Source organism: Bacillus cabrialesii, assembly GCF_004124315.2.
Classification (GTDB): Bacteria; Bacillota; Bacilli; order Bacillales; family Bacillaceae; genus Bacillus; species Bacillus cabrialesii.
Genome location: NZ_CP096889.1, coordinates 1 through 24,592, shown reverse-complemented (window position 1 = coordinate 24,592; position 24,592 = coordinate 1). Strand labels below are relative to the sequence as shown.

The following is a 24,592-nucleotide window of genomic DNA, read 5'->3' as shown; positions in this document are numbered from 1 at the left end:
TCCGATGAATACAGCCCCTTTTATTGCAATAGAAGGTCCTATCGGGGCAGGAAAAACAACCCTCGCGACGATGCTTTCACAAGAATTTGGATTCCCTATGATCAATGAGATTGTTGAGGATAACCCGTACCTTGATAAGTTTTATGACAATATAGAGGAATGGAGCTTCCAGCTTGAGATGTTTTTTCTTTGTCACAGATACAAACAGCTTGAAGACACCAGTGATCACTTTTTAAAAAAGGGACAGCCTGTGATAGCTGATTATCATATTTATAAAAATGTGATTTTTGCGGAACGTACTCTGTCTCAACTTCAACTGGAAAAATATAAAAAGATTTATCACCTGCTTACGGATGATCTGCCAAAGCCGAATTTCATCATTTACATAAAGGCTAGTCTGCCCACATTGTTACACCGCATTGAAAAACGCGGACGCCCCTTTGAGAAAAAAATTGAAACAAGCTATTTGGAGCAGCTGATCGCAGATTATGAAATCGCCATCAAACAGCTGCAGGAAGCAGATCCTGAACTTACAGTGTTAACGATAGATGGTGATTCAAAAGATTTCGTTTTGAATAAGAGCGACTTTGAACGCATTGCCGCCCATGTAAAGGAGCTTATCGTATGAAGGAACATCATATCCCCAAGAATTCAATTATTACAGTAGCAGGAACAGTAGGCGTCGGAAAATCGACGTTAACAAAAGCTTTGGCTAAACGGCTTGGATTTAAAACCTCTCTGGAGGAGGTCGACCATAATCCATACTTAGAAAAGTTCTATCATGATTTTGAACGTTGGAGCTTTCACCTGCAAATCTATTTCTTAGCTGAACGTTTCAAAGAACAAAAAACAATTTTTGAAGCCGGCGGAGGATTTGTACAGGATCGTTCTATTTACGAAGACACAGGGATTTTCGCGAAAATGCATGCGGACAAAGGGACAATGTCAAAGATTGATTATAAAACTTACACAAGCCTTTTCGAAGCAATGGTCATGACACCGTATTTCCCACACCCAGATGTATTGATTTACTTAGAAGGAGATCTGGAGAACATTTTAAACCGAATTGAAGAACGCGGCCGTGAAATGGAGCTTCAGACAAACCGGTCTTATTGGGAAGAAATGCATACACGATATGAAAACTGGATAAGCGGTTTTAACGCCTGCCCTGTATTAAAGCTTCGCATTGAGGATTATGATCTGCTGAACGACGAAAGCTCGATTGAAAATATTGTGGATCAAATCGCTTCAGTTATTCATGAAAATCAAAAAAAGTGAATCTCAACCGAGATTCACTTTTTTATTATAATAAAAAATCCGTTGCAGCGAATGCAACGGACAAAACAATCTCCAATATATGCTTGTGTTTCATTAGAATCAAAATCAATATGGCGGAGGAAGAGGGATTCGAACCCCCGCGGGCTTTGACACCCCTGTCGGTTTTCAAGACCGATCCCTTCAGCCGGACTTGGGTATTCCTCCGTATCGACAAGACTTACTATATCATGAATGTTCTTATATGGTCAAGCATTTTTAAAAACTTTTTTTGTTTTTATAAAACTGACCTGTTTACATAGGCAAAAAGGCGCGCCTTATGAGGCACACCTTTTCACAGTTTTAAGGCTTTATTACTTCTCTATTCCCCATATAAGGGCGAAGAACTTTTGGAATTACAACGCTTCCGTCTTCCTGCTGATAATTTTCTAAGATAGCGGCAACTGTTCTTCCAACCGCCAGACCTGAACCGTTCAGTGTGTGTACATGCTCAGGCTTGCCTTTCGCTTCACGTCTAAAACGAATGTTCGCACGTCTTGCCTGGAACGCTTCGAAGTTGCTGCAAGAAGAGATTTCACGATATGTGTTTTGGCTTGGAATCCAAACTTCGATATCGTATTTTTTCGCAGCAGTAAAGCCTAAGTCACCCGTACACATGCTCATGACACGGTATGGAAGCTCAAGCAGCTGAAGAACTCGTTCTGCCTGGTTTGTCAGCTTCTCTAATTCTTCATAAGAATCTTCAGGCTTCACAAACTTCACAAGCTCAACTTTGTTAAATTGGTGCTGACGGATTAATCCGCGTGTATCACGCCCTGCTGAACCAGCTTCAGAACGGAAGCAGGCACTGAATGCCGCATAGTTAATCGGCAGGTTATCACCTGAAAGGATTTCATCACGATGCATGTTTGTAATCGGTACTTCCGCTGTCGGAATTAAGAAGTAATCTTCTTCTCTGATTTTAAACGCATCCTCTTCGAATTTAGGAAGCTGACCCGTTCCCGTCATGCTTGCTCGGTTTACCATATAAGGCGGAATCACTTCAGTATAGTTATACTCATCCACATGCAGATCAAGCATAAAGTTATAAAGCGCGCGCTCCAGACGGGCACCTAAACCTTTATAGAACACGAAACGGCTTCCTGTTACTTTGGCAGCACGTTCAAAATCAAGAATCCCCAGCTCATCTGCGATATCCCAGTGCGGTTTTGGCTCGTAAGCAAATGAAGGCATTTCACCCCATTTACGCACTTCAATATTGTCATCTTCTGTTTTCCCAACAGGGACAGACTCATGCGGAATGTTTGGGATTGAAAGCAGAATGGTATCAAGCTCAGATTCCACTGTTCTTAATTCATCATCTAGTTTTTTAATTTCTTCGCCGACTTCACGCATTTCTTTAATAATGTGATCCGCGTCTTTTTTCTCACGTTTCAGTACAGCAACCTGCTGAGATACTTCATTCCGTTTTCCTTTTAACTCTTCAACCTTGCCGATCAGCTCTCTTCTTCTATCGTCAAGCGCTTCAAACTTATCAAAATCAGTTAAGTCTTCACCTTTGTGTACAAGCTTTGCTTTAATTTCTTGAAAATTTGCTCTCAGCATTTTCGTATCAAGCATGCGAAACACTCCTTTTTATTGATTTATCGAAAATAAAAAGAGCCCCCATCCCCCTAAAGGGACGAGAGCTCTCGCGTTGCCACCCTGATTGAAAACAAGCCAAAGACTCATTTTCCACTTTCACACATAACGGTTATCCCGTAAATGCCTACTTGTTTCAGCATTTCGCTCAAGGATGGATTCAGACAGCATCTTTCACCGATTCGCACCAACCATCGGCTCTCTTAGAAAGAAAGGCTTCCTACTAGTTCCTATCAACGCTTTTCGATCTTTATTTGTGCTTATAATGTACTATAAGTTTCCACAGCTTTCAACTGTTTTATACAAGTGCTTTCTGCTTGTATTCCTCAACCATTTGAACAAACAGCTGTGTTACTCGGTGATCTTCTGTCAGCTCAGGATGGAACGAGCAGCCCAAGAAATGATCCTGTTTAGCGGCTACAATACGACCATTATGCTCCGAAAGAACTTCAACATTTTCACCGGCTTTTAAAATATGCGGCGCACGGATAAATACCCCTGTGAAAGGTTCGTCAAGGCCTTTGATTGTTAAATCAGCTTCAAAGCTGTCAACCTGCCGGCCAAATGAATTGCGTTCAACAACCACGTTCAGAAGACCTAAATGAGGATTATCTGAACCAGCAATTTCTTTTGCTAATATAATTAATCCGGCGCACGTCCCAAACATTGGTTTGCCCTGAGCAGCAAATTCACGAAGCGGCTCCATGAATTGATACGTATCAATCAAACGGCGCATCGTCGTGCTCTCACCGCCGGGTAAAATCAGCCCGTCAATTTCGTTCAGCTGCTCCGGACGTTTTACGACAAGACCAGCCGCACCGCATGCTTCAATTGCACGGATATGCTCTCTTACTGCTCCTTGAAGTCCAAGTACACCTATTGTTAACATGTCAGCAGCGCTCCTATATTCTTACCAGCCGCGTTCTTGCATACGCTGTTCTGGAAGTAAGTTTGAGATTTCAATCCCTTTCATTGCTGTACCAAGCTCTTTTGAAAGTTCAGCGATCAATTTGTAATCAGTGAAGTGAGTTGTTGCTTCCACGATTGCTTTCGCAAACTTAGCAGGGTTGTCTGATTTGAAAATACCAGAACCAACAAATACTCCGTCGGCACCAAGCTGCATCATGAGGGCAGCATCAGCTGGAGTTGCTACGCCGCCAGCGGCAAAGTTAACGACAGGAAGCTTGCCGTCTTTTTTAATTTGAACCAGAAGCTCATAAGGTGCACCTAGGTTTTTCGCTTCTGTCATGAGTTCATCATCACTCATCGCAACGACTTTGCGCACTTGAGCGTTTACTTTACGCATATGGCGAACAGCCTCAACGATATTCCCTGTTCCAGGCTCACCTTTTGTACGAAGCATAGAAGCGCCTTCGGCAATACGGCGTGTTGCTTCACCAAGATCACGGCAGCCGCAGACAAAAGGAACTGTGTATTCATTTTTATTTAAATGAAATTCTTCGTCAGCCGGAGTCAGAACTTCACTTTCATCAATATAGTCAACACCCATGGCTTCAAGCACACGCGCTTCAACAATATGTCCGATACGCGCTTTTGCCATTACTGGGATAGATACTGCATTCATTACTTCCTCCACGATTGTAGGGTCAGCCATACGGGCAACTCCTCCAGCCGCGCGAATATCAGCCGGTACACGCTCCAGCGCCATTACAGCGACAGCCCCAGCCTCTTCAGCAATTTTCGCTTGTTCCGCATTGATGACGTCCATGATGACGCCGCCTTTTTGCATTTCTGCCATTCCGCGTTTTACACGTTCAGTACCTGTTTGAGCCATTTCTTGGTCCCCCTAATCAAGGTATAGTTATATGATTTCTAATCCTTATTGTATCCTAGAAATCCAATAATTCATATGGATATATATTATTTTATTCGGTTTTTAGCGCTTTGAAAATCATTTTTTATTAAAAATTGGGTTTTTTCAGTATATTAAGCGAAAGAGCCCTAACATTCATCAGAGCTCTTTCGATTGATTAAAACCAGCCGGTTACTGTATCAACAATACTTCCCCAAATGCCGGCAAAAAATCCGCCGATACTGCGCATTGTCAGAACAAACCAGTTTGCTTTTTCTACATCTTCTTTTGTAACAAGGTCCACGCCAGCCAGATTGCTGTTAAGGAATCCGTAGTCCTTTTCATCACCTGTATATTCCGCAGTCAGTTTCCCAACCTTCGTTCCTTTTTTCACAGGAGCGGTCAAGGTGTCTTTGTTTAATGTAACCTTTGCTTTGTAATTCTTTTCTTCACCATTTTTGACAGGAAGAGAGAACGCTTTGTTTGTCACAACGCCTACTTCTTTCTCTTTGCCCTTATCAACTGAAATTGTTTTATGGCCTTTTACTTGATCGCCTTCACCATAAATTTCTTTCATGGAGAAGTTGTCGAAAGCATAATCGAACATTTTTTTCGTTTCATCGAAACGGCCTGTATGAAGGTTGCCCTTTGCGTTTAATACAACAGTAATAACACGCATTCCGTTGAGTTCAGCTGTTCCTGTGAAACATGAACCCGCAGAGTCAGTAGAACCTGTTTTCAGTCCGTCTACAGTCGCTTTTTTATACTCGCTGACGAGTCCTTTCAGCATGAAGTTCCAGTTCGGCATGTCCATTTCGTCATCAGTGCCTTCTCTGAACTTCGTTTTTGCGACACTGGAAGTTTCCAGAATCTCAGGGTAGTCAGTAATCAAGTGATCCGCAAGAATCGCCATATCCTTAGCAGAAACTTCACTTTCTTCATTTACGCTTGTCCCCTCAGGCTGATGCCCGTGAAGATCTTTGTTTTCAAGACCAGTTGCGTTAACAAATTTGTAATCTGTTAAGCCTAGTTCTTTTGCTTTTGCATTCATTTTTTCAACAAACTTAGTTTCAGAACCCGCAACGACTTCTGAAATCGCAATAGCAGCAGCATTTGCAGAATAAATTGCTGTAGCTTGATATAGTTCTTTTACTGTGTATTTCCCGTCTTTCCGAAGAGGAACGTTTGATAAGCTGTTATCTTGGGAAATTTCATACACATAATCATCAGGCGTATAGGTTTGATCCCATTTCACTTTACCTTGATCAATTGCTTCTAATAACAGATACTCTGTCATCATTTTCGTCATACTCGCAATTGGCAGTCTCTTATCCGCATTTTTACTGTACAGAATTTTACCTGAAGAAGCTTCGATCATAATAGCAGCTGATGCATTGATATCAATTGGATCGCTGGCTGCTTTTGCTTTTGACATTGGAGCCAGACAAGTGACAGCTAGTGTTAACACAACCAAAGACATCAACAGCTGTTTACATTTCTTGATGTTCAATCGTACGACCTCCGTATTTCATTTTCTTCATCTATAATTAAGCCGTTAAGGACATTTTCAATGCACAACAGTATAAATTTTATCATAATCAGTATAAAAAAAATAGACAGAGTCAGAGACCCTGTCAAATGTTTTTAATTTGTAACAATTTATTATGAAATTGTATAGTTCGGAGATTCTTTTGTAATCTGTACGTCATGCGGATGGCTTTCACGAAGTCCCGCGCCAGTCATGCGAATGAATTGAGCTTCTTCTCTTAAAGCGTGAAGATCTTTAGATCCGCAATATCCCATACCAGAACGAAGACCGCCAACTAGCTGATAAACTGTTTCTTCAACTGGTCCTTTGTAAGGTGTGCGTCCTTCAATTCCTTCAGGAACGAATTTTTTGTTTTCTTCTTGGAAGTAACGGTCTTTGCTTCCTTTTTCCATTGCAGCAACTGATCCCATGCCGCGGTATACTTTAAATCTTCTGCCTTGGTAGATTTCAGTTTCACCAGGGCTTTCTGACGTCCCCGCAAGCAAGCTTCCGAGCATAACAGCATGTCCGCCGGATGCCAATGCTTTCGTGATATCGCCAGAGAATTTAATTCCGCCGTCGGCGATGATTGTTTTGCCGTGCTTTCTTGCTTCAGTCGCACAATCATAGATCGCTGTGATTTGCGGGACACCGACACCTGCTACCACGCGTGTAGTACAAATTGAACCAGGTCCGATTCCAACTTTGACAACGTCTGCACCGGCTTCGATAAGCGCTCTTGTCGCTTCAGCTGTTGCCACGTTTCCAGCGATAATGTTTAATTCAGGATATGTTTCACGGATTTTTGTTACTGTGTTTAATACACCTTGAGAATGTCCGTGAGCTGTATCGATAACAATAACATCGACATTGGCTTCAACAAGCTTCTTGACGCGAGTCATTGTGTCGCCAGTAACGCCAACTGCCGCACCAACGATCAGACGGCCGTGGATGTCTTTAGATGAGTTCGGGAACTCAATGACTTTTTCAATGTCTTTGATTGTGATAAGACCTTTTAATTTATTTTGGTCATCAACGAGTGGAAGTTTTTCAATTTTATGTTTCTGCAAAATCTTTTCAGCTTCATCAAGAGTCGTTCCTACAGGTGCAGTAACAAGTTCTTCTTTCGTCATGACGTCACTGATTTTCATTGAGTAGTCAGAAATAAAACGAAGATCACGGTTTGTAATGATTCCGACAAGCTTTTGATCTTCTTCGTTATTTACAATCGGAACACCGGAAATTCTGTATTTCCCCATCAAATGCTCCGCATCAAATACTTGGTGATCAGGAGTTAAAAAGAAGGGATTTGTGATAACGCCGCGCTCAGAACGCTTTACTTTATCAACTTGTTCAGCTTGCTGTTCAATGGACATATTTTTATGAATGATGCCCAAGCCGCCCTGTCTAGCCATTGCAATTGCCATTGCTGATTCTGTTACAGTGTCCATACCTGCGCTGATGACAGGAATATTCAGCTTTAACGTCTTTGTAAGTTCTACAGATAAATCCACATCACGCGGAAGTACCTCAGACTTGGCTGGTACAAGCAGCACATCGTCGAACGTTAAGCCTTCTTTTGAAAATTTACTTTCCCACATTAGTAAATCCCCCTCTTTTCGGCAAAATATTATATGTAGATTATCAACTAGCCAAGAGCATGTCAAGGAAGCGGGAAAGAGTTGAAATATTTAGATAACGGAAAGGATTAAGAAATACATATGACATATCATGAGTGGAAAGACTTAGCGCTATTTTACTCCGTTGAATCAACCCAGAAATTTCTAGAGAGAGTTTATGCTAAAAACGGTATTAATGATGCGAAAAAGAATTCTTTTAAAAATAGTGAACGGTTTATTTATTTCTTAAAGCATGCCGAATCGTTTTACAAACAAGCCTCAAATTCCCCTCTAGAAATTAAACCGATTCTTTTATTTTACGGAATGGCACAGCTTATCAAAGCATGTCTAATAACACGAGATCCTCATTACCCAAGCCATACATCAGTACTGGCACATGGCGTAACAACACGAAAGCGAAAGAAACAGAATTATTGTTTTAGCGATGATGAAGTGAAAATACAACGGAACGGCTTATGCATGCATTTCATGCAACATTTATTCGCACAATCGGATATAGTAGATGAACGGTACACCATGAAAAAATTATTAATGTCGATTCCAGAACTAAGTGATACTTTCTATTTTCAGGAGAAAGAACGTTTTTTAACAATAGTCGAGAAGGAAAAGGACAAGATTTTTGTGCCGGAGAATGTGGTAATCAATTATAAAATGTCTGATTCAAGATTTGCCGATTATATGTCCCATCATTTTCAATGGTCTTTCGCAAAGAAAAATGAAAACGGGCTGCTGTTTGAACTTTCACAGCAAGACATGAATCCTTGGACATCAATCAGCTTGTTGTATGACATGGGAAAGAACCAATATTTTATCCCCTCTCAAAGGGAACGATTTCTGAGACTTCCTGAAATGGCAGTTCATTATTTGATTTTGTACAACATAGGGATGATTGCGAGATACGAGACGGAATGGTGGTATGAGTTGTTAACGCAGCATATCAGCGATGATTACGTACTAATTCAGCAGTTTTTATTAGTGACTGAAAACAAATTTCCAAAATACGCTTTGCAATTTCTTCTTCAATTTTGACAAACAAAAAACCCAGCTCAATGAGCTGGGTTTAACCTTGCTTGGCGGCGTCCTACTCTCACAGGGGGAAACCCCCGACTACCATCGGCGCTGAAGAGCTTAACTTCCGTGTTCGGTATGGGAACGGGTGTGACCTCTTCGCTATCGCCACCAAACAAATTGAGAGTGTTCTCTCAAAACTAGATAACAGGTGTGACATCAATCAAAATGTGGTTAAGTCCTCGATCGATTAGTATCTGTCAGCTCCATGTGTCGCCACACTTCCACCTCAGACCTATCAACCTGATCATCTTTCAGGGATCTTACTTCCTTGCGGAATGGGAAATCTCATCTTGAGGGGGGCTTCATGCTTAGATGCTTTCAGCACTTATCCCGTCCGCACATAGCTACCCAGCGATGCCCTTGGCAGAACAACTGGTACACCAGCGGTGCGTCCATCCCGGTCCTCTCGTACTAAGGACAGCTCCTCTCAAATTTCCTGCGCCCGCGACGGATAGGGACCGAACTGTCTCACGACGTTCTGAACCCAGCTCGCGTACCGCTTTAATGGGCGAACAGCCCAACCCTTGGGACCGACTACAGCCCCAGGATGCGATGAGCCGACATCGAGGTGCCAAACCTCCCCGTCGATGTGGACTCTTGGGGGAGATAAGCCTGTTATCCCCGGGGTAGCTTTTATCCGTTGAGCGATGGCCCTTCCATGCGGAACCACCGGATCACTAAGCCCGACTTTCGTCCCTGCTCGACTTGTAGGTCTCGCAGTCAAGCTCCCTTGTGCCTTTACACTCTGCGAATGATTTCCAACCATTCTGAGGGAACCTTTGGGCGCCTCCGTTACCTTTTAGGAGGCGACCGCCCCAGTCAAACTGCCCACCTGACACTGTCTCCCCGCCCGATAAGGGCGGCGGGTTAGAAGGTCAATACAGCCAGGGTAGTATCCCACCGATGCCTCCACCGAAGCTGGCGCTCCGGTTTCCAAGGCTCCTACCTATCCTGTACAAGCTGTACCAACATTCAATATCAGGCTGCAGTAAAGCTCCACGGGGTCTTTCCGTCCTGTCGCGGGTAACCTGCATCTTCACAGGTACTATAATTTCACCGAGTCTCTCGTTGAGACAGTGCCCAGATCGTTGCGCCTTTCGTGCGGGTCGGAACTTACCCGACAAGGAATTTCGCTACCTTAGGACCGTTATAGTTACGGCCGCCGTTTACTGGGGCTTCAATTCGCACCTTCGCTTACGCTAAGCGCTCCTCTTAACCTTCCAGCACCGGGCAGGCGTCAGCCCCTATACTTCGCCTTACGGCTTCGCAGAGACCTGTGTTTTTGCTAAACAGTCGCCTGGGCCTATTCACTGCGGCTCTCTCGGGCTTGCACCCTAACAGAGCACCCCTTCTCCCGAAGTTACGGGGTCATTTTGCCGAGTTCCTTAACGAGAGTTCTCTCGATCACCTTAGGATTCTCTCCTCGCCTACCTGTGTCGGTTTGCGGTACGGGCACCTCTCACCTCGCTAGAGGCTTTTCTTGGCAGTGTGGAATCAGGAACTTCGCTACTATATTTCGCTCGCCATCACAGCTCAGCCTTATGGGAAACGGATTTGCCTATTTCCCAGCCTAACTGCTTGGACGCGGATATCCAATACCGCGCTTACCCTATCCTCCTGCGTCCCCCCATTGCTCAAATGGTGAGGAGGTGGTACAGGAATATCAACCTGTTGTCCATCGCCTACGCCTTTCGGCCTCGGCTTAGGTCCCGACTAACCCTGAGCGGACGAGCCTTCCTCAGGAAACCTTAGGCATTCGGTGGAGGGGATTCTCACCCCTCTTTCGCTACTCATACCGGCATTCTCACTTCTAAGCGCTCCACCAGTCCTTCCGGTCTGGCTTCACAGCCCTTAGAACGCTCTCCTACCACTGTTCGAAGAACAGTCCGCAGCTTCGGTGATACGTTTAGCCCCGGTACATTTTCGGCGCAGAGTCACTCGACCAGTGAGCTATTACGCACTCTTTAAATGGTGGCTGCTTCTAAGCCAACATCCTGGTTGTCTAAGCAACTCCACATCCTTTTCCACTTAACGTATACTTTGGGACCTTAGCTGGCGGTCTGGGCTGTTTCCCTTTCGACTACGGATCTTATCACTCGCAGTCTGACTCCCAAGGATAAGTCATTGGCATTCGGAGTTTGACTGAATTCGGTAACCCGGTAGGGGCCCCTAGTCCAATCAGTGCTCTACCTCCAAGACTCTTACCTTGAGGCTAGCCCTAAAGCTATTTCGGAGAGAACCAGCTATCTCCAGGTTCGATTGGCATTTCACCCCTACCCACACCTCATCCCCGCACTTTTCAACGTGCGTGGGTTCGGGCCTCCATTCAGTGTTACCTGAACTTCACCCTGGACATGGGTAGATCACCTGGTTTCGGGTCTACGACCACGTACTCATGCGCCCTATTCAGACTCGCTTTCGCTGCGGCTCCGCATCTTCTGCTTAACCTTGCACGGGATCGTAACTCGCCGGTTCATTCTACAAAAGGCACGCCATCACCCGTTAACGGGCTCTGACTACTTGTAGGCACACGGTTTCAGGATCTCTTTCACTCCCCTTCCGGGGTGCTTTTCACCTTTCCCTCACGGTACTGGTTCACTATCGGTCACTAGGGAGTATTTAGCCTTGGGAGATGGTCCTCCCGGATTCCGACGGAATTTCACGTGTTCCGCCGTACTCAGGATCCACTCAGGAGAGAACGAAGTTTTGACTACAGGGCTGTTACCTCCTATGGCGGGCCTTTCCAGACCTCTTCATCTACCTCGTTCTTTTGTAACTCCGTGCAGAGTGTCCTACAACCCCAAGAGGCAAGCCTCTTGGTTTGGGCTAATCCCGTTTCGCTCGCCGCTACTCAGGGAATCGCATTTGCTTTCTCTTCCTCCGGGTACTTAGATGTTTCAGTTCCCCGGGTCTGCCTTCTCATATCCTATGAATTCAGATATGGATACCACTCCATTACGAGTGGTGGGTTTCCCCATTCGGAAATCTCCGGATCAAAGCTTGCTTACAGCTCCCCGAAGCATATCGGTGTTCGTCCCGTCCTTCATCGGCTCCTAGTGCCAAGGCATCCACCGTGCGCCCTTTCTAACTTAACCGTTAAAAAGAATCACTACGTGATATCTTGTGTTACTAATTGAATGTGATGTCTACTGTTATCTAGTTTTCAAAGAACACGTTGGTGGAGCCTAGCGGGATCGAACCGCTGACCTCCTGCGTGCAAAGCAGGCGCTCTCCCAGCTGAGCTAAGGCCCCGTAATTTAAGATGGTGGGCCTGAGTGGACTCGAACCACCGACCTCACGCTTATCAGGCGTGCGCTCTAACCAGCTGAGCTACAGGCCCATCTTAACTTATTCAAGGAACAAAGTTCCTTCAAAACTAAACAAGACAGGGAACGTTCTGTTTATAAGACCCAAGGTCTTATATTCCGTAAATATCCTTAGAAAGGAGGTGATCCAGCCGCACCTTCCGATACGGCTACCTTGTTACGACTTCACCCCAATCATCTGTCCCACCTTCGGCGGCTGGCTCCTAAAAGGTTACCTCACCGACTTCGGGTGTTACAAACTCTCGTGGTGTGACGGGCGGTGTGTACAAGGCCCGGGAACGTATTCACCGCGGCATGCTGATCCGCGATTACTAGCGATTCCAGCTTCACGCAGTCGAGTTGCAGACTGCGATCCGAACTGAGAACAGATTTGTGGGATTGGCTTAACCTCGCGGTTTCGCTGCCCTTTGTTCTGTCCATTGTAGCACGTGTGTAGCCCAGGTCATAAGGGGCATGATGATTTGACGTCATCCCCACCTTCCTCCGGTTTGTCACCGGCAGTCACCTTAGAGTGCCCAACTGAATGCTGGCAACTAAGATCAAGGGTTGCGCTCGTTGCGGGACTTAACCCAACATCTCACGACACGAGCTGACGACAACCATGCACCACCTGTCACTCTGCCCCCGAAGGGGACGTCCTATCTCTAGGATTGTCAGAGGATGTCAAGACCTGGTAAGGTTCTTCGCGTTGCTTCGAATTAAACCACATGCTCCACCGCTTGTGCGGGCCCCCGTCAATTCCTTTGAGTTTCAGTCTTGCGACCGTACTCCCCAGGCGGAGTGCTTAATGCGTTAGCTGCAGCACTAAGGGGCGGAAACCCCCTAACACTTAGCACTCATCGTTTACGGCGTGGACTACCAGGGTATCTAATCCTGTTCGCTCCCCACGCTTTCGCTCCTCAGCGTCAGTTACAGACCAGAGAGTCGCCTTCGCCACTGGTGTTCCTCCACATCTCTACGCATTTCACCGCTACACGTGGAATTCCACTCTCCTCTTCTGCACTCAAGTTCCCCAGTTTCCAATGACCCTCCCCGGTTGAGCCGGGGGCTTTCACATCAGACTTAAGAAACCGCCTGCGAGCCCTTTACGCCCAATAATTCCGGACAACGCTTGCCACCTACGTATTACCGCGGCTGCTGGCACGTAGTTAGCCGTGGCTTTCTGGTTAGGTACCGTCAAGGTACCGCCCTATTCGAACGGTACTTGTTCTTCCCTAACAACAGAGCTTTACGATCCGAAAACCTTCATCACTCACGCGGCGTTGCTCCGTCAGACTTTCGTCCATTGCGGAAGATTCCCTACTGCTGCCTCCCGTAGGAGTCTGGGCCGTGTCTCAGTCCCAGTGTGGCCGATCACCCTCTCAGGTCGGCTACGCATCGTTGCCTTGGTGAGCCGTTACCTCACCAACTAGCTAATGCGCCGCGGGTCCATCTGTAAGTGGTAGCCGAAGCCACCTTTTATGTTTGAACCATGCGGTTCAAACAAGCATCCGGTATTAGCCCCGGTTTCCCGGAGTTATCCCAGTCTTACAGGCAGGTTACCCACGTGTTACTCACCCGTCCGCCGCTAACATCAGGGAGCAAGCTCCCATCTGTCCGCTCGACTTGCATGTATTAGGCACGCCGCCAGCGTTCGTCCTGAGCCAGGATCAAACTCTCCGATAAAGTAGTTTGACTGACTACGCACATCGCTGTGCGATTTTATAAAAAATGAATTAACAGGTACGTTTTGTCTTGTTTAGTTTTCAAAGAACTTTGTGTGCTTCTCTCGAAGCGACTACTTAATAGTAACATTTTTAGTTAACTAGGTCAACACTTTTTTAAAAAAGTTTTTGCTAGCCATGTTTGTGTCTTTTAAAAGACAACAGAAATGATTATACCATATTTCTTTTGCATGTAAAGGGTTATGATACAAAAAAGCGCAGCTGTTGGGACTGACCCCATAAGATGAGACAAATAAAAAACACCTTCAAGTTTGAAAACGGGTGATTGTTATCCGAAATTAGACTTGGGGGTGTTTTTTCTATGGGGACAAGAGTGAGTTATCCGGTTGAAGTGAAACAGAAGGCTGTAGAAATGAGATTGGCAGGCGTACCTATGAAAGAGATCATGCAGAAATTGAATATTAAGAATAAGACACAGGTTCAGACATGGGTTAGATGGCATAAGGCTGGGGATACACATCGATTCGAACAGCCTGTTGGAAAGCAATACACTTACGGAAAAGGTCCGGAGTATTCTTCCGAATTAGAGAAACTGCAGGCAGAGAATTGTTTATCTAAGACAACAGAATGAAGTGTTAAAAAAGTACAACGAATTGGAAAGGAAGTTGATAGCGAAATGTCAGTCGAACTTGTAGAAGTATTGCGCAGCACAATGACCGTGCAGGATATCTGTATTCATTTAGGTATCTCTCGAGCGTCTTATTATCGTTGGAAGAAGAATCTGATGAAGGATCATCCCAAGCGACATTTGGAAAAACAAATCGGCACGTTGTGCCGAGAGCACAAGTATCGATATGGATATCGGAAAATCACAGCCATTTTAAAAAAGGGAATGCGTATCAACCATAAAACGGTTCAACGTATTATGCAGAAAAATCAGTGGCAGTGCCGGGTTAAGGTGAAAAAGCGTAAGAAGAATGGGCAGCCATATGCCGTAGTCGATAATATATTGGATCGGAACTTTCAGTCTGATCGCCCTCTTGAAAAACTAGTAACGGACATCACATATTTGCCTTATGGACAGAAACAATTGTACCTTTCCAGTATATTAGATTTATACAATGGAGAAGTGATTGCTTATACGATTGGCGATAAGCAGGACACAGACTTTGTCTTAGACACACTTGAGCAGCTGCCAACACTGCCTGAGAACTGCGTGTTACATAGCGACCAAGGTTCTGTGTATACATCCTACGAGTATCAAAAAGCTGTTAACACAAAAGGCATTATCATGAGCATGTCCCGCAAAGGGACGCCCGCTGATAATGCCTCCATCGAATCGTTTCATTCCTTACTAAAGTCTGAAACGTTCTATCTTAACAGCATTGATCGAACTACGACCGCCATCGTAGAACGCACTGTCACAGAATACATTCATTATTATAACAATATTCGTATTCAAACGAAACTAAACAACCAATCACCGATAAACTATCGGCAATTGGCTGTTTAAAAGGTGTTTTGATCCCTGTCTCAAAAACGGGGGTCAGTCCCGTTTCAGCTGCGCTTTTTCTCACACTTCTTCTTGTGTTTCTTCTTGTGTTTCTTCTTGCTCATCTTCTTCGTTTTTCTCTACTAACGCTACTGTAGCAACATGCTCTTCATCCGCCATTCTGATGAGGCGTACACCTTGAGTGACACGTCCGGTGATTGAGATGTCATTGATGTCCATTCTAATGAGTACGCCGCTGGCTGTAATGATCATTAGATCCTCTTCACCTTTAGTAGCTTTCACTGTAACTAATTGGCCGTTATTCTCAGTAATTTTCGCTGTTTTGAGTCCTTTTCCGCCCCGGCTTTGGGTTCTGTACTCTTCAGCCGGCGTTCGTTTTCCATAACCTTTTTCAGTTACGATAAGGACATGCGATTCTTCTTCTAATATTTCCATTCCGACAACAACGTCGTCATCGGTCAGGGTGATGCCTTTTACGCCTGCCGCAGTTCTTCCCATTTCCCGGACATCTGTTTCAGGGAAACGGATCAGCAAGCCGTTTTTCGTTCCGATGATGATTTGTTTTGTACCGTCAGTGAGACGTACACCCATCAGCTCATCATCTTCACGCAGACCGAGAGCGATTAAGCCATTATTGCGGATATTAGCAAACTGGGACAGCGAAGTTCGTTTTGAAATCCCATGCTTTGTTGTGAAGAAAAGGTAAAGATCCTCATTGAATTCAGTGACTGGAATAATTGCGTTAATCCATTCACCCTTTTCTACCTCCAGCAGGTTAATAATCGGGATTCCTTTTGCTGTTCTTCCGTATTCAGGGATTTCGTACCCTTTTGCACGATATACTTTCCCCTTGTTTGAGAAGAAGAGAATCGTGTCATGAGTAGATGTAGAGATCAAATGCTCAACGAAATCATCTTCGTTTGTTCCCATTCCCTGTACACCTTTTCCGCCCCGTTTTTGACTGCGGTAAGTTGATGCAGGAAGGCGTTTGATGTATCCGTTGTGTGTCAGAGTCACTACGATATTTTCTCTCTCAATGAGATCTTCGTCTTCAATTGTCTCTAGTCCGGAAGTGACGATCTCCGTACGTCTTACATCGTTAAACCGCTCTTTGATTTCAGTGAGTTCTTCACGGATGATCTCAAGCACTTTATACTCATTAGCCAAAATGTCTTTTAGCTCTGCAATTAATTTAACAAGAGATTGGTATTCTTCTTCGATCTTTTCACGTTCCAATCCTGTTAAACGCTGCAGCCTCATATCAAGGATCGCTTGTGCTTGCTTCTCTGTCAGTGAGAATTGTTCAATTAAACCTGTTCTCGCGATTTCAGCCGTTTGAGAATTACGGATAAGGGAAATAACTGCATCGAGATGATCCAGAGCAATTCTCAAGCCTTCCAAGATATGAGCTCTCGCTTCCGCTTTACGCAATTCATAAGCAGTCCGGCGTCTAATTACGACTTTTTGATGGTCAAGGTAATGCTCCAGGCATTGCTTTAGATTTAAAACTTTCGGCTGACCTTCAACAAGTGCAAGCAGGTTGATACCAAAAGATGTTTGTAGAGCAGTTTGTTTGTATAGATTGTTTAAAATTACATTTGCATTGGCATCGCGTCTGATTTCAATGACAATCCTCATACCTGTACGGTCTGATTCATCGCGTAAATCTGTAATGCCCTCTATCTTCTTGTCCCTTACAAGATCAGCAATTTTCTCGATTAATTTCGCCTTATTTACTTGGTAAGGCAACTCTGTAACGATAATTCTTTCTTTACCTGAAGATGTTTGTTCGATCTCAGCTTTTGCCCGGATCGTGATAGATCCTCGGCCAGATTCGTATGCTTTCCGGATACCGCTGCGTCCCAAGATTTGACCAGCAGTCGGGAAGTCAGGCCCTGGAATGACTTCCATCAGCTCCTGGATTGTAATGTCCGGGTTCTCACTGACCGCAAGTACGCCATCAATGATTTCTCCGAGCTGGTGCGGAGGGATGTTTGTTGCCATACCTACCGCAATACCGGCAGCACCGTTTACAAGCAGATTCGGGAACCTTGAAGGCATAACAACAGGTTCTCTTTCTGACCCGTCGTAGTTGTCTTGATAATCGATTGTGTCTTTTGTGATATCTCGAAGAATTTCCATCGAGATTTTAGACATTCTCGCTTCTGTATAACGCATGGCAGCCGCTGAGTCTCCGTCAACAGAACCGAAGTTTCCGTGACCATCAACGAGCATATAACGATAGTTAAAATCCTGCGCCATTCTGACCATGGATTCATATACCGCTGAATCACCATGCGGGTGGTATTTCCCGATAACTTCACCGACGATACGCGCGGATTTTTTATAAGGCTTATCACTTGTCATGCCTAAATCATTCATTGCGTATAAAATCCGTCTGTGAACCGGTTTTAAACCGTCACGAACATCCGGAAGAGCACGAGACACAATAACGCTCATAGCATAATCCAAGAAAGATGTACGCATTTCCTGACTGATATTTATTTCACGAACTTGTGGTGTGTTTTGTTCACTCATTAAAAAACCTCCCTGAAGTATCACATGAAATATGTGGGAGTAGATTGTCCATTATGATCTTCAATACGATTTCACTATTCTCCATTATATCAATAAACTTATGATTATACACATTAAATTGCTAGAATATATAGGTTTTACAGGCATTGCGGCGTTCGATCCAGTTCAGAAAAAAGCCTTATTTCTTATTGGAAATAAGGCTTTTTATGATTAGATGTCAAGATTTTTAACGTATCTCGCATTTGCTTCTATAAAGTTACGGCGCGGTTCTACTTTGTCGCCCATCAGCATTTCAAATGTCTCATCGGCATCCATCGCATCCTCAAGAGTTACCTGAAGAAGCGTTCTGGAGCTTGGATCCATGGTTGTTTCCCATAGCTGAGTGGCATTCATTTCACCTAGACCTTTATAACGCTGCAATCCAGGTTTAGGTGTTTGAGGAAGAGTGCTTAGAAGCTCTTCAAGCTCCTTGTCATTGTATGCATATTCAACACGTTTCCCCTGCTGAACTTTGTAGAGCGGCGGCTGTGCAATGTACACGTAGCCATTTTCGATAATTTGGCGCATATATCTATAAAAGAACGTTAACAGCAGTGTTCTGATGTGCGCGCCGTCAACGTCGGCATCTGTCATAATGACAACTTTGTGATAACGGGCTTTTTCCAGATTAAAATCTTCCCCGATGCCTGTGCCAAGCGCTGTGATCATAGAGCGAACCTCGTTGTTAGACAAAATTTTATCCAGTCTGGCTTTTTCAACGTTCAGGATTTTACCTCTAAGCGGCAAAATGGCTTGGAAATGTCTGTCGCGTCCTTGTTTAGCAGATCCTCCGGCAGAGTCACCCTCTACGATATATAACTCGGAGATGCTCGGGTCTTTTGAAGAGCAGTCCGCCAACTTACCAGGAAGGTTTGAAATCTCCAGTGCGCTTTTGCGGCGTGTTAATTCACGCGCTTTTTTCGCAGCCATTCTTGCTCTTGCCGCCATTAAACCTTTATCTACGATTTTTTTGGCCGCATCTGGATTTTCCAGCATAAATGTTTCCATTGCCGCAGAAAATAACGTATCGGTGATCGTCCGCGCTTCTGAGTTGCCTAGCTTTGTTTTCGTTTGGCCCTCAAACTGCGGATCAGGGTGTTTGATTGAAATAATCGCGGTCAGCCCTTCTCTTACGTCATCTCCGCTTAAGTTTGGATCATTTTCTTTGATAAGCCCTTTTTTTCTGGCGTAATCATTGATCACACGAGTCAGGCCCGTTTTGAAGCCCGCTTCATGGGTACCGCCTTCGTACGTGTTAATGTTATTTGTAAACGAGTAAATGTTGCTTGTGTAGCTGTCATTGTATTGCAAAGCCACTTCAACCGTAATGCCGTCCTTTTCGCCTTCAATGTAAATCGGCTCTTCATGGACTACTTCTTTAGAACGGTTTAAATACTCTACATAACTTTTAATTCCGCCTTCGTAATGGTACTCATTTTTGCGCTCTTGCCCTTCACGTTTATCTTCGATCGTGATGTTGACGCCTTTTGTCAAAAAGGCTAATTCGCGCACGCGGTTAGCAAGCAGATCATAATCATACACAGTTGTTTCTGTGAAAATCTCAGGATCCGGGATAAAATGTGTAGTCGTTCCTGTATGATCCGTTTCGCCGATGATTTCAAGGTCTGCAACCGGAACTCCGCGTTTATAAGTTTGGCGGTGGATTTTACCGTCACGGTGGACCGTCACATCAAGCTCCGTTGAAAGCGCGTTTACAACTGACGCACCTACACCGTGTAATCCTCCGGACACTTTATAACCGCTTCCGTCAAATTTTCCTCCGGCGTGAAGCACTGTCATAATGACTTCTACCGCAGGACGGCCCATTTTTTCTTGAATACCGACTGGAATACCGCGGCCATTATCTGTCACCGTGATGCTGTTGTCTTTTTCAATTTGAATGTTGATATCCGTACAATAACCGGCGAGAGCTTCGTCAATACTATTGTCGACAATTTCCCATACCAGGTGGTGAAGGCCTTTGCTGTTTGTTGAACCGATATACATCCCCGGTCTTTTACGAACAGCTTCCAATCCTTCTAGTACCTGTATCTGATTTTCATCATAACTGTTTTGCTGCTGTTCCATAGCCACGTCATTCACCTACACTTTTCTAAACGATATATTCGTGATAAAAAATTTCTAAGAATCTATTTCAAACATAAATTGCGCACGTTTTTTTAATGTGCTGGAAGACAAGGGAGAGTAATATATATTCTGAACCGTGACTACGATAGATTTGGGCGTGCCGTTTACGGAAGGCACCACCTTGTGTTTCTGTTTTTTCAGAAATTCTTCAACAATAGGCGACATGTTGGCTTTAAAGTCAAAAATGCCGACAATATCTCGTGTTGAAACCACAAAGTCATCACCTAAATGAATATACAATTGCCCACCTCATTTCTTCACTTCACTAACGCACCGTTTTGCACACGGAACATTCCTGCTTGACGTAAGGTTTCGTGATCAATGCCATCAACGCTTGTCGTTGTGACAAACGTTTGTACACGGCCTTGGATCGTATGAAGCAAGTGTGACTGGCGATAATCATCCAGCTCACTCAGTACATCATCCAATAGTAAAATGGGATATTCTCCGATTTCTTCATGGATTAGGTCAATCTCCGCCAGCTTAAGGGACAATGCTGTCGTTCGCTGCTGTCCTTGAGAACCATACGTCTGCACATCGCGTCCGTTCACATAGAAAAGAACATCGTCACGATGAGGCCCTGACAGCGTAACACCGCGATCAATTTCTTTTTCTCTTAATTTAGAAAACGCTTCTTGATAGCTATCTCCTATTTTCGACAAGTCTTTAGGATCTGATACCTCAAGAGCTGTATGGTACTTCAGGGTCAGCTCTTCTAGCCCTCTTGAGATGCCCGCATGGATAGGCTGCGCCCATTTCTCGAGCTGTGCTGTAAACTGCAGGCGCTTTACGACGACTTTTGCCGCAACCTCTACAAGCTGATCGGTCAAAACATCGAGCATCGTTCTGTCAGTTTGTTTTCTTGTTTGCAGCTGCTTCAAAAAATGATTTCGTTGAGAAAGGATTTTCTGGTAAAGAGAAAGGTCATACAGGTAAACAGGGGAAACCTGTCCGATTTCCATGTCAAGAAACCGCCTTCTCACTTGAGGGCTTCCCTTTACAAGATTTAAATCTTCCGGCGCGAACATGATGGTGTTGAGGGCCCCGACATACTGGCTGAGCTTTTGCTGTTCAATATGATTGACCTTGCCCTTTTTACCCTTTTTGGAGATGACGAGCTGCATCGGGATCGCCCCGTTTTGCTTCATCACTCTTCCCTCTATTTTAGCATAGTCTTTGTCCCACCGTATAAGTTCTTTGTCATTTGATGTCCGGTGCGATTTCGCCATGGACAAGACATAGATCGCCTCCATGAGGTTTGTTTTCCCCTGGGCGTTTTCTCCGATGATCACATTTACTTTATTTTCAAATTGAAGTTCGGCATGGTCGTAGTTGCGGTAAGATGTCAGTTCTAAGTTCTGGATATACAATCAGTATCACCCGCTTTAATTAACGACTTGAAATGAACCAAATCCTTCAATCTCTACCACATCTCCAACATACAGCTTTCTGCCGCGGCGGTTGTCCGGCTCGCTGTTCACAAGCACTTCATGCTCGCTTAAAAACCACTTTGCCATACCGCCTGACTGAATCACATCGGCTAATTTCAAGAATTGTCCGAGTGTAATCATCTCTGTATCAATTGAAATCGGATTTGCCATTATATCGACCTCTTTCAAATATCACTAATATCTAATTGTACTAAAAAAAAACGAATTAGGGAAAGGGAAAACTTGTCGGAGCAGATACCGAATAGAAAAGCTGCCGAGCAGGTCGGCAGCAGTGTATCGAATTAATAAGTTCTGACAGGAAGGATAAGCTGTACAATCGTTTCATCATTCGGCGTGCGAATTAAGAAAGGTCTCATTGCACCTGTAAAGCTTACGCGTATTTCTGCTCCTTCAAGCACCTTTAGTGCATCCAACATATATTTTGGACTAAATGAGATATTTAATTCCTCACCTTCAATTTGATCTGCAAGAATCGCTTCGACAACTTTTCCGATTTCAGGTGAGTTAGAAGAAATCTCAATGGATTCAGCCGGTTTTGCAGATAGCTTGACCACGTTATTGCGTCCCTCTCTGGCTAAAAGGGATGCACGATCAATCGCCTGAAGGAATTCTTTTGTGTTCACAATGATTTCTGTTTTGCTGTCTTGCGGAATCAGGCTGGTTGTATCCGGATAATTTCCGTCCAGAAGCCGTGAGAAGAATAAAACGTTTTTCGCTTTAAACAGAACTTGGGTTTCTGTGATCACGATATCTACGAGTTCCTGATTGTCATCCAAAATCTTGCTGAGTTCAGTTAAGCTTTTTCCCGGAATCACCACGTTATAAGATCTGTCTTCCGGAATATCAAGTTTCGCTTTTCTTAAAGCAAGACGGTGGCTATCCGTCGCAGTGCATAATAATTCACTTTGCTCCACTTTCCAGTTTACACCTGTCAAGATAGGGCGTGTTTCTGAGGTGGACACCGCGAATACTGTCTGTCTGATTAGATTTTTTAACAAATCAGTTGGTATTTGAATCGCATGATGCTCTTCGATCTGCGGCAAGTGAGGATACTCATCAGCATCAAGCCCGTTTAGATTAAATTCTGCTTTACCAGAACGGATAATCGTTAAATACTGATTTTGCACTTCGATTTCCACAGTAGCCATCGGGAGTTTTTTTACAATCTCACTAAAGAATCGGGCTTGTAAAACAATGCTTCCCGGCTGTTCGATTGTGACGATTTCCTTATCTCCTTCTTCTTTTGGAATGAAGGATTCAATAGAAATATCGGAATCGCTTCCTGTAAAGGATACCCCCTCATCTGATGCAACGATTTTAATACCAGTCAGAATCGGAATTGTAGTTCTGGATGAAACTGCTTTTAATACATCTTGGACACTTTCAACAAGACGATCTTTTTGAATCGTGAATTTCATTTTTATCCTCCTAACGGATAATGTATTAATATATATTTTTAAAAAATAGTAGAAGTAATAGTAGGGCTTGTGGATTTGTGGATAAGTTGTGAAAAAGACAGGAAACACAGCCTATCCACATGTGGACAGACTGTGTATGACTTCCGAAAAGTTATTCACACTTTCCCCGATTAATCCCCGGTCCTGCTATTTGAGCTGTTCTTTAATTTCTTTTACATGCTGCTGAAGCTGTTCATCGTCTGCCAGCAGTTTTGAAATTTTTTCATGAGCATGAATAACGGTCGTATGGTCACGGCCTCCAAACTCTTCACCGATTTTAGGAAGAGAGGAATCAGTCATTTCCCTTGATAGGTACATGGCGATTTGACGCGGGAAAGCTACTGATTTAGTCCGTTTTTTTGCTTTGAAATCCTCGAGTTTAATATTAAATTGCTGGCCTACTACCCTCTGAATTTCTTTTATCGTAATGACTTTCGGTTTTGAAGAAGGAATAATATCTTTCAGCGCCTCAGCGGCCAGATCGGCATTAATATCTTTATTAATTAAAGATGAGTAAGCGACAACTCTAATTAATGCTCCTTCAAGTTCCCGAATATTGCTGTCGATTTGATTTGCGATATAAAGCATAACCTCGTTCGGAATATCGAGACCCTCCGCTTTGGCTTTTTTTCTTAAAATCGCAATTCTCGTCTCCAAATCAGGCGGCGTGATATCTGTTATCAGGCCCCATTCAAAACGTGAACGCAGTCTGTCTTCAAGTGTCGGAATTTCTTTTGGCGGTCTGTCACTTGAGATGACGATTTGTTTGCTTTCTTCGTGCAATGTGTTAAATGTATGGAAAAATTCTTCCTGGGTCTGTTCTTTCCCCGCTAAAAACTGAATATCATCTATCAAAAGCACATCAACATTTCGATAGCGATTGCGGAAATCGACGGCTTTATTATCTCGAATAGAGTTGATGAATTCGTTTGTAAATTTCTCAGAAGACAGATAAACCACTTTGGCAGAAGGATTATGATCTATAACATAATGGCCGATCGCATGCATTAAGTGCGTTTTCCCTAAGCCGACGCCCCCATAGATAAACAAAGGGTTGTACGCTTTCGCGGGTGCTTCCGCAACTGCGAGAGATGCAGCGTGTGCGAATCGGTTTCCAGATCCGATGACAAAAGTATCAAAAGTATATTTTGGATTGAGCATATTTTGAGGAAAATCAGACGTCTCTTCTTTGACCGCTTTTTTGACTTGCGGTTTTGGCATAAAGTCTTCAGCATCCTGATTTTGAGGAATGACAAACTTAATGCTCAATTCTTCCCCGGTTAATTCGTATATAGTATCTGCAATCAGATGCAAGTATCTGGACTCCAGCCAGTCTCTGGCAAATTCATTAGGAGCCGTGATCGTCAGTGTATCTCCCTGCAGTGAGTGGGCTTTGGTTGATTTCATCCAAGTCTCAAAACTCGGTTTGCTCAACTTTTTTTCGATTTGAGCAAGTGCTTGATTCCACAGGTCTAATATATTTTCCAT

15 protein-coding genes, 3 tRNA genes, 3 rRNA genes, 1 pseudogene and 1 other annotated feature are annotated in these 24,592 nt (G+C 44.1%); of the genes and pseudogenes, 4 read left to right on the top strand and 18 right to left on the bottom strand.

The window, feature by feature from the left end:
* Nucleotides 1-4 precede the first annotated feature (4 nt).
* Together dgk and dck are read left to right on the top strand one after the other, a co-directional pair.
* A complete protein-coding gene (gene dgk, locus EFK13_RS00110) occupies nucleotides 5-628 on the top strand; it encodes a deoxyguanosine kinase (RefSeq protein WP_129506988.1) in 624 nt (207 codons plus the stop codon).
* Nucleotides 625-1,278 carry a deoxyadenosine/deoxycytidine kinase gene (gene dck, locus EFK13_RS00105; protein ID WP_129506989.1) on the top strand — a complete coding sequence of 218 codons (654 nt, stop codon included), beginning with the start codon at nucleotides 625-627 and terminating at the stop codon, nucleotides 1,276-1,278. The genes dgk and dck overlap by 4 nt, the downstream gene beginning before the upstream one ends.
* A gap of 111 nt (nucleotides 1,279-1,389) precedes the next feature.
* Here dck and EFK13_RS00100 read toward each other — a convergent pair.
* The 6 genes from EFK13_RS00100 to guaB form a co-directional block, all read right to left on the bottom strand.
* Nucleotides 1,390-1,482, bottom strand: a tRNA-Ser gene (locus EFK13_RS00100).
* Nucleotides 1,483-1,617: 135 nt separating this feature from the next.
* Nucleotides 1,618-2,895: a serine--tRNA ligase gene (gene serS, locus EFK13_RS00095; RefSeq protein ID WP_129506990.1), complete on the bottom strand. Its 1,278-nt coding sequence runs from the start codon at nucleotides 2,893-2,895 to the stop codon at nucleotides 1,618-1,620.
* A 54-nt stretch (nucleotides 2,896-2,949) separates the two neighbouring features.
* Nucleotides 2,950-3,162, bottom strand: a binding site (T-box leader).
* Nucleotides 3,163-3,214: 52 nt separating this feature from the next.
* The gene (gene pdxT / locus EFK13_RS00090; RefSeq protein ID WP_129506991.1) at nucleotides 3,215-3,805 is read right to left on the bottom strand and encodes a pyridoxal 5'-phosphate synthase glutaminase subunit PdxT; all 591 of its coding nucleotides are present in this window, start codon (nucleotides 3,803-3,805) and stop codon (nucleotides 3,215-3,217) included.
* 21 nt (nucleotides 3,806-3,826) lie between these two features.
* On the bottom strand, nucleotides 3,827-4,711 hold the full coding sequence (gene pdxS, locus EFK13_RS00085; RefSeq protein WP_129506992.1) for a pyridoxal 5'-phosphate synthase lyase subunit PdxS: 885 nt from the start codon (nucleotides 4,709-4,711) through the stop codon (nucleotides 3,827-3,829).
* Between the two features lie 196 nt (nucleotides 4,712-4,907).
* Entirely contained in the window at nucleotides 4,908-6,239 is a 1,332-nt protein-coding gene (gene dacA / locus EFK13_RS00080) for a D-alanyl-D-alanine carboxypeptidase (RefSeq protein ID WP_129506993.1), read from the bottom strand.
* A gap of 152 nt (nucleotides 6,240-6,391) precedes the next feature.
* Nucleotides 6,392-7,858, bottom strand: a complete 1,467-nt coding sequence (gene guaB, locus EFK13_RS00075; protein ID WP_064814153.1) for an IMP dehydrogenase — start codon at nucleotides 7,856-7,858, stop codon at nucleotides 6,392-6,394.
* Nucleotides 7,859-7,978: 120 nt separating this feature from the next.
* Between guaB and EFK13_RS00070 the strand changes: the two genes are divergently transcribed.
* Nucleotides 7,979-8,926, top strand: coding sequence for a YaaC family protein (locus tag EFK13_RS00070; RefSeq protein ID WP_129506994.1), 948 nt, complete (start codon nucleotides 7,979-7,981; stop codon nucleotides 8,924-8,926).
* Nucleotides 8,927-8,965: 39 nt separating this feature from the next.
* Here EFK13_RS00070 and rrf read toward each other — a convergent pair.
* The 5 genes from rrf to EFK13_RS00045 form a co-directional block, all read right to left on the bottom strand.
* A 5S ribosomal RNA gene (gene rrf / locus EFK13_RS00065) occupies nucleotides 8,966-9,081 on the bottom strand.
* A 54-nt stretch (nucleotides 9,082-9,135) separates the two neighbouring features.
* Nucleotides 9,136-12,063: ribosomal RNA gene (locus EFK13_RS00060) — 23S ribosomal RNA — on the bottom strand.
* An 81-nt stretch (nucleotides 12,064-12,144) separates the two neighbouring features.
* Nucleotides 12,145-12,220 (bottom strand) — tRNA-Ala (locus tag EFK13_RS00055).
* Between the two features lie 11 nt (nucleotides 12,221-12,231).
* Nucleotides 12,232-12,308: transfer RNA gene (locus EFK13_RS00050), tRNA-Ile, on the bottom strand.
* Between the two features lie 101 nt (nucleotides 12,309-12,409).
* Nucleotides 12,410-13,959 (bottom strand): 16S ribosomal RNA (locus tag EFK13_RS00045).
* The 16S, 23S and 5S rRNA genes sit together here with 2 tRNA genes alongside, the layout of an rRNA operon.
* A 360-nt stretch (nucleotides 13,960-14,319) precedes the next feature.
* On the opposite strand from EFK13_RS00045, the pseudogene EFK13_RS00040 reads away from it, so the two are divergent.
* Nucleotides 14,320-15,471, top strand: a pseudogene (locus EFK13_RS00040) (IS3 family transposase).
* A gap of 60 nt (nucleotides 15,472-15,531) precedes the next feature.
* Here the strand turns inward: EFK13_RS00040 and gyrA are convergent.
* The 7 genes from gyrA to dnaA all read right to left on the bottom strand — a co-directional run bounded on the left by gyrA (nucleotide 15,532) and on the right by dnaA (nucleotide 24,592).
* Nucleotides 15,532-18,009 (bottom strand): DNA topoisomerase (ATP-hydrolyzing) subunit A, encoded by a 2,478-nt coding sequence (gene gyrA / locus EFK13_RS00035; protein WP_129506995.1) that lies wholly within the window; start codon nucleotides 18,007-18,009, stop codon nucleotides 15,532-15,534.
* A gap of 210 nt (nucleotides 18,010-18,219) precedes the next feature.
* Nucleotides 18,220-20,136, bottom strand: coding sequence for a DNA topoisomerase (ATP-hydrolyzing) subunit B (gene gyrB, locus EFK13_RS00030; protein ID WP_129507261.1), 1,917 nt, complete (start codon nucleotides 20,134-20,136; stop codon nucleotides 18,220-18,222).
* Between the two features lie 54 nt (nucleotides 20,137-20,190).
* Nucleotides 20,191-20,436 carry an extracellular matrix regulator RemB gene (gene remB / locus EFK13_RS00025; protein WP_003219266.1) on the bottom strand — a complete coding sequence of 82 codons (246 nt, stop codon included), beginning with the start codon at nucleotides 20,434-20,436 and terminating at the stop codon, nucleotides 20,191-20,193.
* A gap of 17 nt (nucleotides 20,437-20,453) precedes the next feature.
* Nucleotides 20,454-21,566 carry a DNA replication/repair protein RecF gene (gene recF, locus EFK13_RS00020; protein WP_129506996.1) on the bottom strand — a complete coding sequence of 371 codons (1,113 nt, stop codon included), beginning with the start codon at nucleotides 21,564-21,566 and terminating at the stop codon, nucleotides 20,454-20,456.
* Between the two features lie 15 nt (nucleotides 21,567-21,581).
* A complete protein-coding gene (gene rlbA, locus EFK13_RS00015) occupies nucleotides 21,582-21,797 on the bottom strand; it encodes a ribosome maturation protein RlbA (RefSeq protein WP_003236655.1) in 216 nt (71 codons plus the stop codon).
* A gap of 131 nt (nucleotides 21,798-21,928) precedes the next feature.
* Nucleotides 21,929-23,065, bottom strand: a complete 1,137-nt coding sequence (dnaN, locus tag EFK13_RS00010) for a DNA polymerase III subunit beta (RefSeq protein ID WP_129506997.1) — start codon at nucleotides 23,063-23,065, stop codon at nucleotides 21,929-21,931.
* Nucleotides 23,066-23,251: 186 nt separating this feature from the next.
* Entirely contained in the window at nucleotides 23,252-24,592 is a 1,341-nt protein-coding gene (gene dnaA, locus EFK13_RS00005; protein ID WP_129506998.1) for a chromosomal replication initiator protein DnaA, read from the bottom strand.

Bases quoted from the DNA above. Each gene is read 5' to 3' on its own strand.
- dgk (WP_129506988.1), top strand. From the start codon at position 5: ATGAATACAGCCCCTTTTATTGCAATAGAAGGTCCTATCGGGGCAGGA.
- dck (WP_129506989.1), top strand. From the start codon at position 625: ATGAAGGAACATCATATCCCCAAGAATTCAATTATTACAGTAGCAGGA.
- serS (WP_129506990.1), bottom strand. From the start codon at position 2,895: ATGCTTGATACGAAAATGCTGAGAGCAAATTTTCAAGAAATTAAAGCA.
- pdxT (WP_129506991.1), bottom strand. From the start codon at position 3,805: ATGTTAACAATAGGTGTACTTGGACTTCAAGGAGCAGTAAGAGAGCAT.
- pdxS (WP_129506992.1), bottom strand. From the start codon at position 4,711: ATGGCTCAAACAGGTACTGAACGTGTAAAACGCGGAATGGCAGAAATG.
- guaB (WP_064814153.1), bottom strand. From the start codon at position 7,858: ATGTGGGAAAGTAAATTTTCAAAAGAAGGCTTAACGTTCGACGATGTG.
- EFK13_RS00070 (WP_129506994.1), top strand. From the start codon at position 7,979: ATGACATATCATGAGTGGAAAGACTTAGCGCTATTTTACTCCGTTGAA.
- gyrA (WP_129506995.1), bottom strand. From the start codon at position 18,009: ATGAGTGAACAAAACACACCACAAGTTCGTGAAATAAATATCAGTCAG.
- gyrB (WP_129507261.1), bottom strand. From the start codon at position 20,136: ATGGAACAGCAGCAAAACAGTTATGATGAAAATCAGATACAGGTACTA.
- rlbA (WP_003236655.1), bottom strand. From the start codon at position 21,797: ATGGCAAATCCGATTTCAATTGATACAGAGATGATTACACTCGGACAA.
- dnaN (WP_129506997.1), bottom strand. From the start codon at position 23,065: ATGAAATTCACGATTCAAAAAGATCGTCTTGTTGAAAGTGTCCAAGAT.
- dnaA (WP_129506998.1), bottom strand. From the start codon at position 24,592: ATGGAAAATATATTAGACCTGTGGAATCAAGCACTTGCTCAAATCGAA.